Genomic DNA, 16,019 nt, shown 5'->3' with positions numbered 1-16,019 from the left:
CGCCTCCGGTCACCGGACCGCCGCACCGTCCCCACAGCCGACGGTAAAGGAACCGTCGGCTGCTACATCGAGCCGGATTGCCTCCAGCTCCTCTCCTCCGCCGATCCGCGCCAGGATCTCCCGGGAGAGGAGCGGCAGGAGGGTTCCGCGCAGGATATGGTCGATGGCCCTGGCGCCGCTCTCCACTTCGGAGCAACGGGCAGCGAGCCGGGCCGCAACCGCCGGGGTCCACGCAAGCTCCGTTCGGCTGTTCTCCCGGAGCCGCTCCGCCACCCGGCCGAGCTTGAGGCCCACGATCTCCTCCAGGCTGTCCGGCGCCAGGGTCAGGTAGGGGACCACGGTCATGCGGGCCAGGAGCGCCGGTTTGAAGTGCCGCGCGAGATGGGGGCGGATGGCGGCGGCCAGCTCCTCTGTCGTGGGCTGCGGCTCTTCCGCGCAGCGCGAGACGACGACATCCGCCGCCAGATTGCTCGTCAGAAAGATGACCGTGTTGGCGAAGTCGATCACCCGCCCCTCCCCGTCGGCCAGCATCCCCTTGTCGAACACCTGGTAAAAGAGATTGAGGACGTCGGGGTGGGCTTTTTCCACCTCGTCCAGCAGCACCGCCGAGTAGGGGCTGCGGCGGACCGCCTCGGTAAGGACGCCGCCCTCACCATACCCCACGTACCCCGGCGGCGAGCCGATGAGACGGCTGGTGGTGTGGCGCTCCTGAAATTCGCTCATGTTGATGACGGTGAGGAACCGTTCGCCGCCGAAAAGAAGATCGGCCACGGCCACGGCGGTTTCGGTCTTGCCGACGCCGGAGGGGCCGACAAGCAGGAAGACCCCCAGAGGCTGGCGCGGGTCCTTGAGGCCAGCAGCCGAGGAACGGAGCACCTCGGCCACGGCGGCCAGCGCCGGTTCCTGCCCCCGGATGCGCCGGCGCAGGCCCTCTTCCAGGGCAAGCACCCCGGCGGTCCGGTCCTTGCGGAGGCGCCCTAGGGGAATGCCGGTCCAGTCGGCCACCACCTGCGCAACCACCTCCGGGTCCACCTCGATCCTGACCAGCGGCTCATCCCCCTGGACTTCCGCCAGCTTTGCCGCGGGTTCCGCCATCTTCAGCCCCACTGCGTCCCCACCTGCGTCACGGCCCTCCGCTGCCTCGTTCCGCAGGGCCACCACCGCCCCGGCCAGCTCTCGTTCCCGGTGCCAGCGAGCCGTTACGGCAGCCAGCTCCTCCCGCAACAGCGCCAGCTCCTCCTTCAGCACCGCCAGCCGTCCTTCGTCCTCCGGCCGCCCCTGGAGCCGATCACGGCGGAGGGCGGCCTCTTCCCGCTCCAGGGCCTGGATGCGCCGCTCCGCCTCCTCTACCCTTCCCGGCTTGCCGGTGAGCAGGAGCTTCACCCGGGCCGCAGCCGTATCAAGGAGATCCACCGCCTTGTCCGGCAGCTGCCGGCCCGACAGGTAGCGGGACGAGAGCTCCGCCGCCGCCCGGACTGCGTCATCCCGGATGGTGACCCCATGGGCCGCCTCGTACGTATCCTTGAGGCCCCGCAGGATCAGCACCGCCGTCTCCACCGACGGTTCGTCCAGCTTCACCGGCTGGAAGCGCCTGGCCAAGGCGGCATCCTTCTCGAAATATTTCTTGTATTCGCTCCAGGTGGTGGCGGCTATGGTGCGCAGCTCACCCCGGGCCAGGGCCGGCTTCAGAAGGTTGGCGGCATCACCCCCGCCCGCCTGGTTGCCGGCACCGATCAGGGTGTGGGCCTCATCGATAAAGAGAATCACCGGCCGGGAAGCCCCCTTTACCTCTTCGATAACGCTCTTCAGACGGCTCTCGAACTCCCCTTTCACCCCTGCCCCCGCCTGGAGCAGGCCGAGATCAAGCCCCAGGAGCCTCACCTCCCGCAATGCCTCCGGCACCTCCCCCTCAACGATACGGAGTGCCAGCCCCTCCACCACGGCGGTCTTGCCGACCCCCGCCTCTCCCACCACGATGGGGTTGTTCTTCCGCCGCCGGGCCAGGATGTCGATCATCCGGCCGATCTCCCGATCACGGCCGAAGACCGGGTCCATGCCCCCCTCGGCCGCTCGTGCGGTGAAGTCGGTGCAGAAGCGGGAAAGTGCCGTGCCATCCCGGCCGGGCCCGGCGACGGAAGCGGTGTCGCCGCCCATGCAGGAGTTCTCCTCCGAGCCGGAAACAGCGCGCGAAAAGCCGGAGAGAAGCCCCTCCCGTCCCACGGGCATGAGCTGGTCCACGTAGCGGCCCGCCGCGAACCGCAGCGGCCGGGCCAAGAGCGCCGCGAAGAGCGCTCCGGAGCGGACCCGCTCCTCGTTCAGATCGAGGGAGGCCGTGAGCCACCCCGCCTGGAGCCACTCCAGGAGGATCGGGGAGAAGACCGGCCGCCCCCCGTTGCCGGTGGGCAACTCGTCGAGAACCCGGACGACTCCGATCTTCAGCGGGGAGGCGTCGATGTTAGAGTTCCGCAGAACGGCAACAAGGTCCCCCCCCGCCTCATCGAGCAACCTGGCCAGGAAGTGTTCAACAGTCACTTCGTAGTGCCCTCTGGCCACGCAGAGTCCTGCGGCCCCCTCCAGTACCCGGGTGCAGAGGGGGTTGAGTCGCTTGAGAAGAGCGGTAAGGTCGACGGTCAGCACGGAAGGGTCTCCTTAGGGAAAATGTCCGGGAAATACAACGCAAGGCAGGGATTCGCCGGCTGCGACACCAAGCCAGGTGTCCCATCCGACCCGTGCCCCCCGACAAGCGCCGAGACGTGCTTCCGGCGTCTCTCCCGGGGCCAGGGTCAACTCCACGTCCCAGGCGAGGGGGGCATCCAGGTAGAGTTCCACGATCAGGTCCAGAGTCGAGCGGCCAGGGGCGCCGGGGAGGAGATCCGCGAACTGTTCGCGGGAAAGGGGCCCCAGGCACAGGCGGAACATGCCCAGCCGGTCATCCAGATTGGTTCCGACGACCGTGTCGATGCCGAGACTGCTCGCGGCTATGCCCACGGCTAGCCGCTGTCCGGGGGGAATCGACACCTGCCGGTGCTGGCAGGGGATGACTTCAACCGGTACGCCGAGGGCGTCGGCGACCATGGTCCGCAACCCCAGGGCAGAGCGGGGAACCTGTCCCAGGAGACCCACATAGCGGAGCCAGCGGCCGGACTCCGGCAGGACTGTCTGCCCCTGGGCCAGGTCGAGCCCAGCCAAACAAAAAAGACGTTCGAGGTCATCCCCGCTTCCGTCCTCCACAACCCGGTTGAACAGGCGATACTTGGCGTCGCCGGCGACCCAGAGATCAAAGATCCGGTGGCTCAGCACGTCGAGAAAATCCCGTGAAGCAGAGCCGTCTTCCCGCTCCTCGTCTATCAGTTCTTCGGTGTAGAAGGTTGGCAGGGGAGATGACGGGCCGTAGAGACCGAGGAAGCGGGCCGTTATCCGGTAGCCGTCGCTCTGCCGCTCGATCCGCGCCACATCAGCAACCGGAAAGGAGAGGGAAAGCTCGGGCCGGACCCGTACCCCGCACGGGCAAGCGCCCTCCCTCCCCTGAGCGGCCGCAAGAAGCCGCAGCAGGCGCACCGCCTGGGCAAAGGAGAACTCATGCCCCCGCTCGAACAGCTGCGTCTCTAGAGAAGCTGGCGGTGACCAAGGCGGGGAGCCCATGAGTACACCTCTCCCCGAACGCTTTCGCGGACGGTCAGGCGGGTGAAGCTGTTGAGCGAGGCATAGCCCCCCAGAAAGCGGTCGAGCACCGCCCCGAAGAGGAACAGATCGCCCGGGCTGGCAAAGTGGTCCCCCCGCAGAGTAAGGACAATCTCGCTGCCCCGCAGTAGGTGCCCCCCCACGAGGCGGCCGGCCGGCTTGGCGATAACCGCTTCGATCCCGTCCAGCCGCTTCCGGTTGGCGGCCAAGTCACCCCGGTCCCCTCCCTCCTCGAACAGGTAGAGCGCCAGGAGAGTGCGGAGATTGTCGGCGCTGGCCAGGGAGAGGCGGTTAAGGGACAGATGGGAAACGAGTCGCCAGAGGAGATTTTTCCCCAGTGGCGGCAGCAGCGTCGGGGTAAGTGGCGTGATGTTGTGGAAGGTGGCACTCTCGGGTGAGGAGGAGGTCGGTTCGCACAGGTCGCCGAGCCACAGATTTTCCGGCAGGCGGCCGTTGCTGCAGGTAAGAGCGATGGAAAGCGTCTCCGTCTCCGGCAACCCCTCCCCCTGTGGGTAGGCAACGGCCAGGTGCACATCGAATCCGGCGCGGACCGGCGAAGCGGATACGGCGGTATGAAAGGTTGGCTGGGCATCTGCGCCATCCCTGAACTGCTCGAAGGGGTGATAGATGCGCTCCGTTGCCGCCCCCCGGACGATACCGGTCACACGATCGACGGAATATACCTGACCGTGCCCCGGTTCCAGACCCGCAGGCCTCACCGGGTATCTCCCGACCCGGTGGTCGAGGAGAATCGGTTCGGCGTCGTGTGAAAAGAGGTTCACGGCCGGGGAGGCGAAAAGAACAAAGCTATCCCGCCGCACCGGGGGCGGAGGGATAGTGAGTTCGCCTAACTCGAAGGTAATGGTGAATCTCGAGCCGCTGCCACGGGTGGTCCAGCGTTCCCAGCCGGTCAACTCCAGGAACAGGAACCGTTGGGGCGCGGCAAAATATTCCTGCAACAGCCGATAGCCGGGAAAGGCGTGGGATGGCCAGGGAATCAGGTGCTCGTCGTCATTGAGGCCCACCGGCTGAAGACAGGCTGCGGGCAGGCTGGCCGACGCCCCTCTCTCCTCCGGGGTGATCACGATTCGCTTCAGGTGCCGGGAGAGGATCAGGAACAGCTCCGCTGCCGGGGCATGGTCGCCGGCCAGAAAAAATCGCAGCGATCGTGGCTCCCAGTGGTCGAGCGAGAGGCCAGTGAGCGACAGGGACAGGGTTACGACTGGAGCGCTCCCTGCTGGTTGGGCAAACGTTGCCTCGAGAAGTTCCAGAGGATGAAGTTCTACCGGGCTCGTTGTCCGGAAGAGGCAGCGGGTTCCCTCCACCGGGATCGACGCAAGCTCGGTCCCGGCCGGAATCAGCCGTGAGCGAGTCAGTGACGGCTTCGGTTCGAAGGCGACGATGGTGGTGGCCGGCACCGGCCGCAGGTAGTGGGGGGCCACAAGACGAACCAGATCGTGGACCACTTCGGGGAAATCATCATCGAGTTTTTGGCGAAGGAGAGCCGTCTGGAAGGCAACGCCCTCCAGGAGCCGCTCCACATCCGGGTCGGTCGACGGACCGCCGAGCATCGGCGCCAACGCCGGGTGGGTCACGGAGAACTCGGCCCCCAACTCCTTGAGTCGGGCGAGTTCATCCTGAAAATGACGGGTGATCATCGTGTATGCTCTCTCTTCCCGGGCATGGTCAACGTCTCACCGTAACCTTCCCGTCGGTATCCACCAGCGTTTCAAAACAGACCGCTCCGCCGTCGCTGCCAAGCCGGGCGGAGATGGCAAACCGGAGCGCCAGCACGTCGTCCTCCTGCGGGACGAAGGCAACCCTTACGTCGGCGAGACGCGGCTCAAAGCCCTGGATGGCGGCACGGATGCTCCGTTCGATCTCCCGCACCGAATCTGGGTAGCTCTGAAGCACGTCGAGCATGTCAGGGATGCCGAAGTCAGGGGCGATAGGCACGCTCCCCCGGCGCGTGTTAATAATCCGGCGGACGTGTGCCAGGATTGAATCCACCAGACGGCCCCGATCAGTCCCCCCGCGGCGCGACGGATCCCGCTCCAGGGAGCGGATACGTTCCAGAAGGCGTTCTTCGCGCATGAGCTACCCCTTGGCCACCACCATCAGCTCCACCTCCAGATCGGCCGGGGCGCCGGTCCAGTGGAGGGCAAGGGCGTGTTCCCGCTCCACCAGGGGCCATTGGTCACCGGCAGTATCAACGGCGAAGTAGTGGGTGTCGGCGCGGCGCGGCAGCTCCTGGGGCGGGACCGGCAGGTGGCTCAGGCCGATGCCGGGGAGGGCGCGGGCGGCCAGGACCGGCAGGTGGTTCCGGGCGCTGAGCTTGGCGGCGGCTTCAAGGGACGGGAGGAACGCAGCCGGCTCCGTGGTGGTCCGCAGGGCCAGGTAATAGCGGCTGCCGGTTTCAAAGATGCCCGGCTTCAGGTCGGCGCTGAAGAAGGTGCCGTCGTGGGTGAGGCGGATCACGTAATCGGGACCGGCGGTGATCTCGTCCAGAAGTCGGGCGATGAGGTCACGGGCCACGAAAAAGCGCTCCCCGAGTGCCCGGTGATCATAGGGAGGGAGAAGCCGGACGCCGTCGTCCAGTTTGCCAAGGGCCGAGACCCGCTCGGAGAAGGAGGAGAGTTCGCCGATGAGCTGGCGCAGGGCCCCGTAGACGTCCCACGGGTGGACCTGCCGCGCCTCGGTCAGGTGGAAGAGGAGAGGCACATGCCGGTTGAGAGAACGGAGCGCCAGGAGGTAGACCATGTCCCGAGAGCCGAACCCGGCGTTCTGGATGCCGCGCTGCTTCTTGTGCTCCTCCAGCTGTCTGGCGCGGGCCGCCACCTGGTCCCGGATCTCCCGGACGATGCGAAAGAGGGGCTCGCTCGCTTCGAGGGAGAGGCAAGGGGGGATGAAGCGGCCGGAGAGCCGCACGTCGGCCCCGAAGCGCTCCAGCCGCGCCACCGGGATCAGGTGCCAGTCGCCCAGTTGGTCCCGCTCGCTGTCCCAGAGGATTTTCAGCACATGGCGCAGCCGCTTCACCTGACCTGCCGGGCCGCCGGCGTGGAGATCGCGCATCTCCTCCGGATCTGCCGCGGCGGCGAAGCGGGTGGTGATCCCGCCGAGGTTTTCGAGCCGTTCGGTGACGGTCACGTTCTCTCTATCCCCGCTCCACTTGCGCACTCCCACGTAGACCGGCAGGGGACGATCCCCTTCGATCCAGGAGTCGTCGAAGGAGCGCGGCTCGCAGAGGGCGTTCTCGCCGATGACCGCCCAGGTGCCGTCGGGGAAAAGGAACTCGCCGGAAAGGATGCTGAAGACCCGGGTGCCGAGAGCGCTGGCCTCGATCTCCAGCTCACCCGCCCCCCAGAAGTGGGGGTGGAGATGGCGGAACAGGGGGGCGAGACGCCCCTGGACCGACAGGTCCTGGAGCTGAAAGTGATGGGGCTGGAGAAAGAGCCCCTGGTGCCAGTAAAGGGGGGGATGGGCGTTCATGGCTTTCGGGGCTCCTCCTTCACATCCTGAATCTCCTGAGGGCCCAGATGCAGCCGAATATCGACCCGTCCCGGCTTGACGAGCTTCGTGCGGCTGACGAATCCCTTCGTCTCCTCACTGATCGGGATCGGGTAGAGCCGGACCGACCGTTCCTTGTCGAGCAGGTAGTATCCCGCCGCAAAACCCACGTAGCGTGCCCCCTCGGCCCGATCCAGGACGTCGTTCAATACCTGACCTGGCTGGATGACAACCCGCCTGGCCGTTGCCACGGCTTGGTCGAACCTGCTGCATTCCAGCAGCCTTGCCGGCCCGTCCGGTTCGTTCCGCAACTGGTTGAAGGCGTTCGGATCGCGAAGTTGGTAGATGCAGGCAACAAGTGCGTGGGGGCTGTTCTGATAGAGATTCAGCCGGGGGTCGCCGGTGAGGCTCAGATGAATGGCCTCCCTTTCGAACCCCCACTCAACCGGCGGCCTGACCTCCGGAGACGAGGCACAGGAGCAGAGGCACGCAACGACAGACCAACACGGCAACAAAGCGGAATGACGCTTCATCGGCTTCTCCAGGGGCGTAGTGAGCGATGACAATGGGACAGGGTACGGACAGCAAGGCGGTACGTAGCTTATTACATTAAAATTAATGTTAACGTATTATCATTTATTGTCGCTTACTGTCAATGGACTGGTGGGAAGCTGTGCACAGCGCCGCTGACAGCGGATGTCGGAGGGCCTGAGTCGAAAACAAACGGAACACTGTGGTGGCTGAACGTGTAATGGAATGGTAACACTTGACGCGAGGACATCCGCACGATAGCCTCCCCCTTGAAAGGAGAAACGTGTCATGACCCTGATTCGGCTTCAGTCACGAATGCTGATACCGTCGCTCGCCCTGGTCGTCCCTCTTCTTGCAGCCTGCACCACCGTCACCGAGGAACGGGGAGGTCCCCAGGCCCCGGGGATCGGCTTCGAGGAGGCACCGGCAGTCGTCGACCGGACCGACCGGCAGCATGCTCCCCCCACGCCGATGGTTCAGCCTCCCCCACCGCAGGCCCCTCTGCCGCAGCCGCCGGAACCTCCCGCGACTCCGGCTGTCGCCGTGCCGGCATCGCTACGCATTGGACCGGAGCATAAGTACGTGAACGTCCGGCGCGGGTCTTCACCCCGTACGAAAGTGGTAGCTGTCCTGAAGGGTGGCACACAACTGGAGTTGCTGGGGAAAGAGGGGAGCTGGCTGCGCGTTCGCTGGCAGCACGGCGGGAAAACGGCGGAGGGATGGGTCTACCGGAAGTTTGTGGAGGGGAATGGGCTGTAAGTCGCAGAGCCCGTAGGCCGGCGCGTGGCCCCCGCATGCTCGCGGGAGCGGCGCCGGTTCAGATCTTCCCCTTCAGGCTGTACACATAGGCCAGCACCTCCGCTACCGCGGTGTACAGGCTCTCGGGAATGGGTTGTCCCTCTTTGACCTGGGCATAGAGCTCGCGGGCCAGGAAACGATTTTCCACGAGCATCACGTTGTTCTCACGGGCGATGGCCTTGATGGTTTGGGCCATATGGTCGACGCCCTTGGCCAGCACCAGTGGCGCGGCCATGGTTTCGCGTTCATACTTGAGCGCCACGGCGTAGTGCGTCGGGTTGGTGACGACCACGTCGGCGGTAGGAATAACCTTGCGCAGGCGTTTCTGGGCTTGCTGAAACTGCATCTGACGAATCTTACCCTTGACCTTCGGGTCCCCCTCAGACTCCTTGTGCTCGTCCTTGACCTCCTGCTTGGTCATTTTCAGATTATCGATGAAACGCCACTTGACGAAGGCCAGGTCCAGAACCCCCAGGATAAGAAGTACACCGCAGGTATGGATGACCAGCTTGAATGCCAAGTGCTTGAAAACCTCAAGGATCCCAGCCAGATCGGTATCGGCCAAGAAAAGCAGTCCGTCCATCTCGTCCCGCATGATCTTGTACGACATGTAGCCGACAATGACGATCTTGAGGACGGCCTTGAGCATCTCCACCAGGGAGTCCTTATTGAAGAGCTTCTGGGCGTTAGTGACCGGATTGAGCTTGTCCAGCTTAAAGGTGATCCGTTCACTGTTCATGGAGAAGCCCACCTGGACCATGGTCGTTGCAAGCCCCGAAATCACCACCACCAGCATGAACGGCATGACCACGCTGAGAAATACCAGGAACAGCTTGATGAGGAGATGTTCGACGCTTGCTTCGGTCAGGTGAAACGTACCCATGGAACCGAGCAGCTCGCCGCTGGTCCGCTTCAGGGTGGTAAACATGAAACCGCCGGTGGTGTACAAGGCAACCATGGCGGCGATAAGGGTTACGGTGGAGGTCAGGTCCCGACTGTGGGGAACCCCTTTCTTTTTCGCCTCGTCCAGCTTCTTTGCTGTTGGTTTTTCTGTTTTTGAATGTTTGTCGTCAGACATGCCCTCATCCCTTACCCATGAGCTTCATCATGGTCTTGAGCTGTTCGTCGAGCAAGCCGAAATGCCCTTGGACGGTATGGAGGAAGAGAGGGAGGGAAAGCCCCAGAACAATGAATCCGATGCCGATGTTCAGGGGCATACTGACGAAAAAGACGTTCATCTGGGGGAACGAGCGGGCCATGATGCCGAGCATGACGCTGGTCGCCAGGAGGGTGACCATCACCGGCGCCGCGAGCCGGACCGCCAGGACGAACACCTCGCCGATGGTAGTCACGATGAATTGGAGAAGCGCGCCGCTCATGTGCCACGCCCCCAGGGGGAGGACGTCATAGCTCTGGACCAGCGCTCCGATGAAGATGTGGTGCATGCCCAGGGAGAGGAACAGGAGCGTGGCCAGCATCTCCAGGATGATCGACATGATCGACAGCTGGCCTCCCTGGGACGGATCGAATTCGGTCACGATGGTGAGGCCGATCTGGACGCTGACGATCTGGCCGGCGAACTCGACGGCGGCGAAGATGATCAGGGACAGCAACCCAAGCGACACGCCGACCAGTACCTCCTGCACCATGAGGAAGCCCAGGGAGAGCACGTCGGTCGGAAGCTGCGGCATCTTTTCCTTGATGATGGGGAAGCAGACCATGGTCATGGCGAAGACGAGCAAGGCCTTGATGGGGGTCGGCACCCGCCGCCCGCCGAAGATGGGAATGGCTGCGAAGATGCCCGCCATCCTTCCCATCACCAGAGTGAAGAAGGCCACGTCGTTGGCCGTGGGGAATGGTGTGGTCAGTGGAAACATGGGTGTCGGCGTCCCGGCGGAGCACTGTCACTCGCCGAAGCTGACGGTCCTCACCGTCGCATGGTGGCGATGAGGGCGTAAACTTCCCGGGTGAAGTCGCTCATGTAGTTCATCATCCAGGGGAAAAAGATCACCAGGGCGACCATGACGGCGATGATTTTGGGGGCAAAGGCAAGGGTCGCCTCCTGGATGGAGGTGACCGCCTGAAAGATGCTGACGGCAAGTCCGACCACAAGGCCGGAAATAAGCAGCGGAGCAGCCAGCATCAGCGTCACCTCGAAGCTGCGGCGGGCAAGCTGTACGACGAGATCGGGACTCATGATAAACCTCCGCTACCCAAAGCTTTTTATCAGGGAGCCGATGACCAGCCCCCACCCGTCCACCAGGACAAAGAGGAGGATCTTGAACGGCAGTGAAATCATGACCGGCGGCAGCATCATCATACCCATGGACATGAGGACCGAGGCCACCACCATATCAACCACCAGGAACGGGATAAAAATCAGAAACCCGATCTGGAAGGCGGTCCGCAGCTCGCTGATCATGAAGGCCGGGATGAGGGTCAGAGTCGGGATGTCGTCGGCCGTACGGGGTCGCGGCAGCTTCGAAAGATTCAGAAACAGGGCCAGGTCCTTCTCACGGGTCTGGGAAAGCATGAACTTCCGCATGGGAGCCACCGCCCGTTTCAGGGCCTCATCCTGGGTGATCTGGGCCGCCCGGTAAGGCTGGATCGCCTGGGTGTTCACCTGCTGCCAGACCGGAGCCATGACGAAGAAGGTCAGGAACAGGGACAGGGCGATGATGATCTGGTTTGGGGGCGCCTGCTGGGTGCCGATGGCGTGGCGCAGGAACGACAGCACCACCGCGATCCGCGTGAACGAGGTGGTCATCATGAGGAGCCCCGGCGCCAGGGACAGCACCGTCATCAGGAAGAATATCTGGAGGACCACCGACACATCGCCCGGCTTGGTGGCCTTGCCCACCCCGATGCTAACGCTGGGCAGCGCCAGGGGCTCGGCGGCGGCCGCCAGCGAGGCGGTCAGCAGGATGACGCAGAGGGCGATGAAAGGGATTCGTTTGAATATCGGGACACCGTCCATGGTGCTCAGGCTTTTCCTTCCCCGGCGCGGCGCTCGGGGACATCGGCACGCCCCTGCTTCATGGCGGCGAGCCGTGTCGTGACCGCGTCCAGTTTTCCCTGAAAGAGAGTGGCGAGGGGAGTGCGCCCGGTGGTTTCGTCGAGCACCTCGATCTCTTCCAGGATGTCTATCTGCTTGATGAACGAGAGATTGTCGCCGGAAGAGCCGAGCAGGAGAAACTCCCCCCCCACCTCCACCAGGACCAGCGACTTCTTCGGCGCCAGGTAGCGGGTTTCCACCAGCCGGATGTGGCGTTCGGTTCCCTTGCCGTGGACGCCGGGCCTAAACCATCGGTTTGCCGCGTAATAGGCCAGATAGATGAGCCCCAGCACCAGTGAGAGGGAGGCCAGCATCTGGATGAACACGGTGGCGAAGCTGAAATTCGCTCCGCCGGCGGCCTCTGCGGCCCGGGCCACGCCGGGGACCGCCAGGGCCAGGGCCGTAACTGATGCCGGCTGTTTCACAGTACTTTCTCCACCCGTTCGTTGGGGCTGACGATATCCACGAGCCGGACCCCGAACTTCTCGTTGACCACCACCGCCTCGCCGCGGGCGACGAGCTTGGAGTTCACGAAAACGTCCAAGGGCTCTCCGGCAAGCTTGGTCAATTCCACCACCGCCCCCTGATTGAGCTGGAGCACATCCTTGACCAGGATCTTGGTCCGGCCCAGTTCCACCGTGAGCTGAAGCGGTATATCGAGAATGAACTCCAGGTTCTTGCGGTCCAGTTCACCGTCTTTGGTTTCTTCTTTCGTGAAGTCGCTCACCGCTGTTCTCCCTTGCCTACGACGTTCGTGATCTGAAGTGCCTTGTTGCCGTGGCGTATGCCCGGCATTCCCGTGAATTTGGGCACCCCGCCGACCTTGACCGTGAGATCGCTGGTGCAGGGGGTATCAAGCATGATGGTGTCACCGGGGACCAGGCTGAGCAGGTCGTTGAGGCTGATGACCGCACCGCCGACCTCCACCGATACGTCCAGGGGAGCCTCCAGCAGTTCCTTGGACAGCCGGAATGACCACTGGGGATCAATGGCCATGAGGTCGAACTGGGCGCCGGACTTGAGCTTGTCCCGAATCGGCTCGATGGTCATATAGGGGACGGCAAAAACCATCTTCCCCTCTAACTGGTCGATCTGGATCTGCATCTCCATCGTTACCACCTGGTACTCAGGGGGAACGATATTCACGAGCCGCGGGTTCATCTCCATCCGGAGCAGGCTCATCTTGGCTGCATAGAGCGGTGCCCAGGCCTTTTCCAGGTCGACGAGCATATCCTGCACGATCTTCTGGACCAGCCGCAGCTCAATGGAGGTGAACATCCGGTTGGCGCTCGTTTGGACCGACGTCATGCCGGTTCCGCCCAGAATGCAGTCCACGATGGTAAAAACGAGCGTGCTGTCAAAGGCGATCAGGGCCGCCCCCTTGAGCGGGTCGGCCTTGTAGATCGCCATGCAGACCGGTGAAGGGAGGGTCTGGATGAAGTCGTCGAACTTGTACGATCCGGCCCCGAGCTTCTTGATCTCGACGATGCGCCCCAGCCGGTTCGACAGGGTCCCCCGCTGATAGCGGATGAAGCCGTCGTAAATGATGTCCAGGTTGGGAACGAGCCCCTTGTGGGCTTCGCTGTTGAAGAGGTCGTAGGAGTGGACGGTGCCCTCCTCCTTTGCCAGCTCACGGTCGGGTTCGATCTTCCCCTCGAATACCGCGGCAAGCAGCGCCTCTATCTCTTGCTTGGTGAGGATCTTCTCCATGGAGATTCCTCTGCCTCCCTTGACGTCCTGTCAGCTACTGGACCACGAAATCGGTGAAATAGACCTTGGTTACCTTGCCCGGAGGCAGAATCTTGTTGGCCGCCACGAGGATTTCATCCCGCAACTGGTTTTTCCCCTGCAGATCCTGGATGTCCTGGAGGGTCTTGGTGGTAAGCAGAACCAGAATGGCGTCGCGCAGGGGAGCCTGGCGGGACTCTATCTCAGCCTTGGCGTCCGGGGTTGCGGTTTCGAACTCGACCTTTACCCGGAGATAGCGCAGCTCCTGGCCATCGTAAATATTGACGATGAACGGCTCGAGCGCGAACGCGGTGGCAACCGCCCCGGCCGCACCTTCCTTGCCGCCGCCGTGGCCGCCCTCGGCCTTCTGCTCGACCTTGGCCTCAGCTTCGCCTTCCTTGCCTTTTTCTTTCTTGCCCCCGCCCAAGAAAACAACGGCCAGGGCGATAATCACCACGGCAGCCGCGCCGATGATGATGAAAAGCTTTTTCTTGTCCTTTGGCGCACCCTCGACGGGTGCCTTTTCGTCCGCGGCCATCAGACTCCTCCTTCTGTATGGTTGAAATCCTTGGGACTCTACGTACCGATACGGCTATTGCAACCGAAATGCCAGAAACGGCGTTGTCGCATCAATGGAGTCCTACGTAAAAAAACATCATGATATTGAGAACTAATGCGAAGAAACGTACGAGAGGCGAGACACGGCGTTCACCCTTGACGGGTGCGGCCACGTCGGACTTTTGACAAATCAGGCAAAGATTCAGCGGCGGGAGATACTGAACACTGTCGTTCACTGCACGATGACCAGCGACTTGTCAAAAAAACGACAATCGCCGAAAGACACCAAAACACTACGTCCGGCGGAGAAGGGGGGGTGTTCCCCTCCCCGCCGGACGGTCAGTTACTGGTTACCGCTTGAGACTGAGCACTTCCTGCAGCATCTCGTCGGCCGTGGTGATCGTCTTGGAGTTGGCGGAGTAGCCACGCTGGGTGGTGATCATTTTGACGAACTGGGCCGCCATGTCAACGTTGGACTGCTCCAGGGAGTTGGCGAGGATCTTGCCGACGCCGGGGGTGCTGGCGTCGGAGAACAGGGGCTGTCCCGACTCGAGGGTCTCCTCGAAGAGGGTGCCACCCGCCTTGGACAGGCCGGCCGTGGAGGAGAACTTGGCCAGGGCCACCTGGTAGAGCTTCTGAAGCTGGCCGTTGGAGTACACGCCGTTCACGTATCCCTTGTCATCGATGGTTACCTTGGTGAGGGTGCCCTGGTAGTAGCCGTCCTGGGTCTGGGAAGAAACCACCGACGAGCTGGCGTACTGGGTGGTAGCGCCGACTCCCAGGTCGAAGAAGATCGGCTGGGGTGCGGTGACGCCGCCCGCGAAGGTGATGTTCTGGGCCGCGCCGGCCAGGGGAGTCTGGGCGGTGAGGGCTCCGGTGGCATCGAAGGTGAGGGTCCCGTCGATGGGGGTAGTGGTGCTGCCCGGCGTGCCTGCCGCGGCATCGGGGAGGATGACGTGCCAGTCCCATGCGTTGTCGGCGGTCTTGCGGAAATACACCGTGGCGGTGTGGGCATTGCCCTGGGAATCGTAGACCGACAGGCTGGTCGAGTAGTTGGACGTGGCAACCGGGTTTGCGGGGTCCCACGCCAGGGTCGGCGTGGTCTGGGTGGAGTCCAGGTTCACCACGAACTTGACGGTGGAAGTCTGCTTCGGCGGAGTGGTGGCAAAGTTGGTCAGATCGATGGGCTTGAGCACGCCGTCGGAAAGTCCCGACGAGGGAATGATGCCGTACCCCATGACCTGATATCCCTCCGGATTCACCAGGGTCTTGTCCTTATTGAAGGAGAAGGCGCCGGCGCGGGTATAGTAGCGGCCGCTGGTGTTCTGGACCACGAAGAAGGAATCGCCCTGGATGGCCAGGTCGGTACCGCTCTCGGTGCTCTCGAAGGAGCCCTGGGTGAACTGATTCTCCACTGTCTGGATCTGGACGCCGCGGCCGATCTGGGACCCGCCGCTGATGGTGCTGGAGAGGACGTCCGAGAAGAGCATCCGGCCCTGCTTAAAGCCGATGGTGTTGACGTTGGAAATGTTGTTGCCGATGACGGACATGGCCTCGCCGTTGGCGTTGAGACCGCTGATGCCGGTGTACAGTGCGGATGTTACGCTCATTGATATGCCTCCGTGGGTGCGACAGCGCTCCGGCTGCCGCCCGGGTTGACTGGAACGCCTCGGTCGGTCGGCGTCCCATGGGCCCCCGTGAAGGTCCGGCCCATTATGCGTTGCTCGTTTCTTCCCTGCTCGTTCAGGTTCCCGATCCCTGGTTACCGTTTCCTAGATGATCACTGCCGAATCAATGTTGGTGAATACGTTTCCCTGCATGCTTGCCCGATCCATGGCCGTGATGACTGTCCGGTTTCTGACACTCACCACGAGGGCTGCGTCGCCGAGCATGATGAGCGACTCACGGCCCCCCTTCTGGGCCACGCTCTCCACGGCTCCTTCCAGCCGTTTCAGGTCTGTATCGCTGAAGGTGATTCCCCGAGACTGGAGCCGCTGCTGGGCATGACTCGAGAACTTCACCTCCTGGGTCGGAAGCTTGCCGTCGAGAATCCTGGCAAACTCGCCCTGCTTGCCGGCCGGTTGTGCCGGCTGGGGTTGCGACTGCGAGCGACCCGGGTTGATGGGAAGCGGTTCGGGGAAATAGATGGAATCAATCATCC

The 16,019-nt window shown here is 63.2% G+C and carries 17 protein-coding genes; 1 reads left to right on the top strand and 16 read right to left on the bottom strand.

The features are described from left to right. Positions 1-9: 9 nt before the first annotated feature. Genes tssH through GS_RS02135 form a run of 6 tightly spaced genes read right to left on the bottom strand, consistent with a single transcriptional unit; the run spans position 10 to position 7,700 of the window. On the bottom strand, positions 10-2,637 hold the full coding sequence (gene tssH / locus GS_RS02160) for a type VI secretion system ATPase TssH (protein ID WP_010941102.1): 2,628 nt from the start codon (positions 2,635-2,637) through the stop codon (positions 10-12). Positions 2,638-2,649: 12 nt separating this feature from the next. Continuing rightward, positions 2,650-3,642, bottom strand: a complete 993-nt coding sequence (gene tssG / locus GS_RS02155) for a type VI secretion system baseplate subunit TssG (protein ID WP_010941101.1) — start codon at positions 3,640-3,642, stop codon at positions 2,650-2,652. Continuing rightward, positions 3,606-5,339 (bottom strand): type VI secretion system baseplate subunit TssF, encoded by a 1,734-nt coding sequence (gene tssF, locus GS_RS02150; protein WP_010941100.1) that lies wholly within the window; start codon positions 5,337-5,339, stop codon positions 3,606-3,608. Before tssF ends, tssG begins: the two co-directional genes overlap by 37 nt. A gap of 28 nt (positions 5,340-5,367) precedes the next feature. After that, positions 5,368-5,775: a type VI secretion system baseplate subunit TssE gene (gene tssE, locus GS_RS02145; RefSeq protein ID WP_010941099.1), complete on the bottom strand. Its 408-nt coding sequence runs from the start codon at positions 5,773-5,775 to the stop codon at positions 5,368-5,370. Positions 5,776-5,778: 3 nt separating this feature from the next. After that, positions 5,779-7,170 carry a type VI secretion system baseplate subunit TssK gene (tssK, locus tag GS_RS02140; protein WP_010941098.1) on the bottom strand — a complete coding sequence of 464 codons (1,392 nt, stop codon included), beginning with the start codon at positions 7,168-7,170 and terminating at the stop codon, positions 5,779-5,781. Continuing rightward, entirely contained in the window at positions 7,167-7,700 is a 534-nt protein-coding gene (locus tag GS_RS02135) for a type VI secretion lipoprotein TssJ (protein ID WP_235044952.1), read from the bottom strand. Before GS_RS02135 ends, tssK begins: the two co-directional genes overlap by 4 nt. A 307-nt stretch (positions 7,701-8,007) precedes the next feature. Between GS_RS02135 and GS_RS02130 the strand changes: the two genes are divergently transcribed. Beyond that, the gene (locus GS_RS02130) at positions 8,008-8,478 is read left to right on the top strand and encodes an SH3 domain-containing protein (protein WP_010941096.1); all 471 of its coding nucleotides are present in this window, start codon (positions 8,008-8,010) and stop codon (positions 8,476-8,478) included. 58 nt (positions 8,479-8,536) lie between these two features. On the opposite strand, the gene flhB is transcribed toward GS_RS02130, so the two are convergent. The 10 genes from flhB to GS_RS02080 all read right to left on the bottom strand — a co-directional run bounded on the left by flhB (position 8,537) and on the right by GS_RS02080 (position 16,017). Continuing rightward, on the bottom strand, positions 8,537-9,595 hold the full coding sequence (flhB, locus tag GS_RS02125; RefSeq protein WP_010941095.1) for a flagellar biosynthesis protein FlhB: 1,059 nt from the start codon (positions 9,593-9,595) through the stop codon (positions 8,537-8,539). A gap of 4 nt (positions 9,596-9,599) precedes the next feature. Beyond that, on the bottom strand, positions 9,600-10,394 hold the full coding sequence (fliR, locus tag GS_RS02120) for a flagellar biosynthetic protein FliR (RefSeq protein ID WP_010941094.1): 795 nt from the start codon (positions 10,392-10,394) through the stop codon (positions 9,600-9,602). Positions 10,395-10,444: 50 nt separating this feature from the next. Then, positions 10,445-10,714 carry a flagellar biosynthesis protein FliQ gene (fliQ, locus tag GS_RS02115; protein ID WP_010941093.1) on the bottom strand — a complete coding sequence of 90 codons (270 nt, stop codon included), beginning with the start codon at positions 10,712-10,714 and terminating at the stop codon, positions 10,445-10,447. 12 nt (positions 10,715-10,726) lie between these two features. Then, positions 10,727-11,494, bottom strand: a complete 768-nt coding sequence (fliP, locus tag GS_RS02110) for a flagellar type III secretion system pore protein FliP (protein ID WP_010941092.1) — start codon at positions 11,492-11,494, stop codon at positions 10,727-10,729. Between the two features lie 5 nt (positions 11,495-11,499). After that, a complete protein-coding gene (gene fliO / locus GS_RS02105; protein WP_010941091.1) occupies positions 11,500-11,997 on the bottom strand; it encodes a flagellar biosynthetic protein FliO in 498 nt (165 codons plus the stop codon). Then, entirely contained in the window at positions 11,994-12,299 is a 306-nt protein-coding gene (gene fliN, locus GS_RS02100) for a flagellar motor switch protein FliN (RefSeq protein ID WP_010941090.1), read from the bottom strand. The genes fliO and fliN overlap by 4 nt, the downstream gene beginning before the upstream one ends. Further along, on the bottom strand, positions 12,296-13,282 hold the full coding sequence (fliM, locus tag GS_RS02095; RefSeq protein WP_010941089.1) for a flagellar motor switch protein FliM: 987 nt from the start codon (positions 13,280-13,282) through the stop codon (positions 12,296-12,298). The genes fliN and fliM overlap by 4 nt, the downstream gene beginning before the upstream one ends. 34 nt (positions 13,283-13,316) lie before the next feature. Beyond that, entirely contained in the window at positions 13,317-13,838 is a 522-nt protein-coding gene (fliL, locus tag GS_RS02090) for a flagellar basal body-associated FliL family protein (RefSeq protein WP_010941088.1), read from the bottom strand. 370 nt (positions 13,839-14,208) lie between these two features. Beyond that, entirely contained in the window at positions 14,209-15,468 is a 1,260-nt protein-coding gene (locus GS_RS02085; RefSeq protein ID WP_010941087.1) for a flagellar hook protein FlgE, read from the bottom strand. A 162-nt stretch (positions 15,469-15,630) separates the two neighbouring features. Continuing rightward, positions 15,631-16,017: a TIGR02530 family flagellar biosynthesis protein gene (locus tag GS_RS02080; RefSeq protein ID WP_010941086.1), complete on the bottom strand. Its 387-nt coding sequence runs from the start codon at positions 16,015-16,017 to the stop codon at positions 15,631-15,633. Between the last annotated feature and the right edge of the window lie 2 nt (positions 16,018-16,019).

Source organism: Geobacter sulfurreducens PCA, from assembly GCF_000007985.2.
Lineage (GTDB): Bacteria > Desulfobacterota > Desulfuromonadia > Geobacterales > Geobacteraceae > Geobacter > Geobacter sulfurreducens.
The sequence above is the reverse complement of the archived record's forward strand: the minus strand, read 5'-3'. Positions and strand labels throughout refer to the sequence as shown.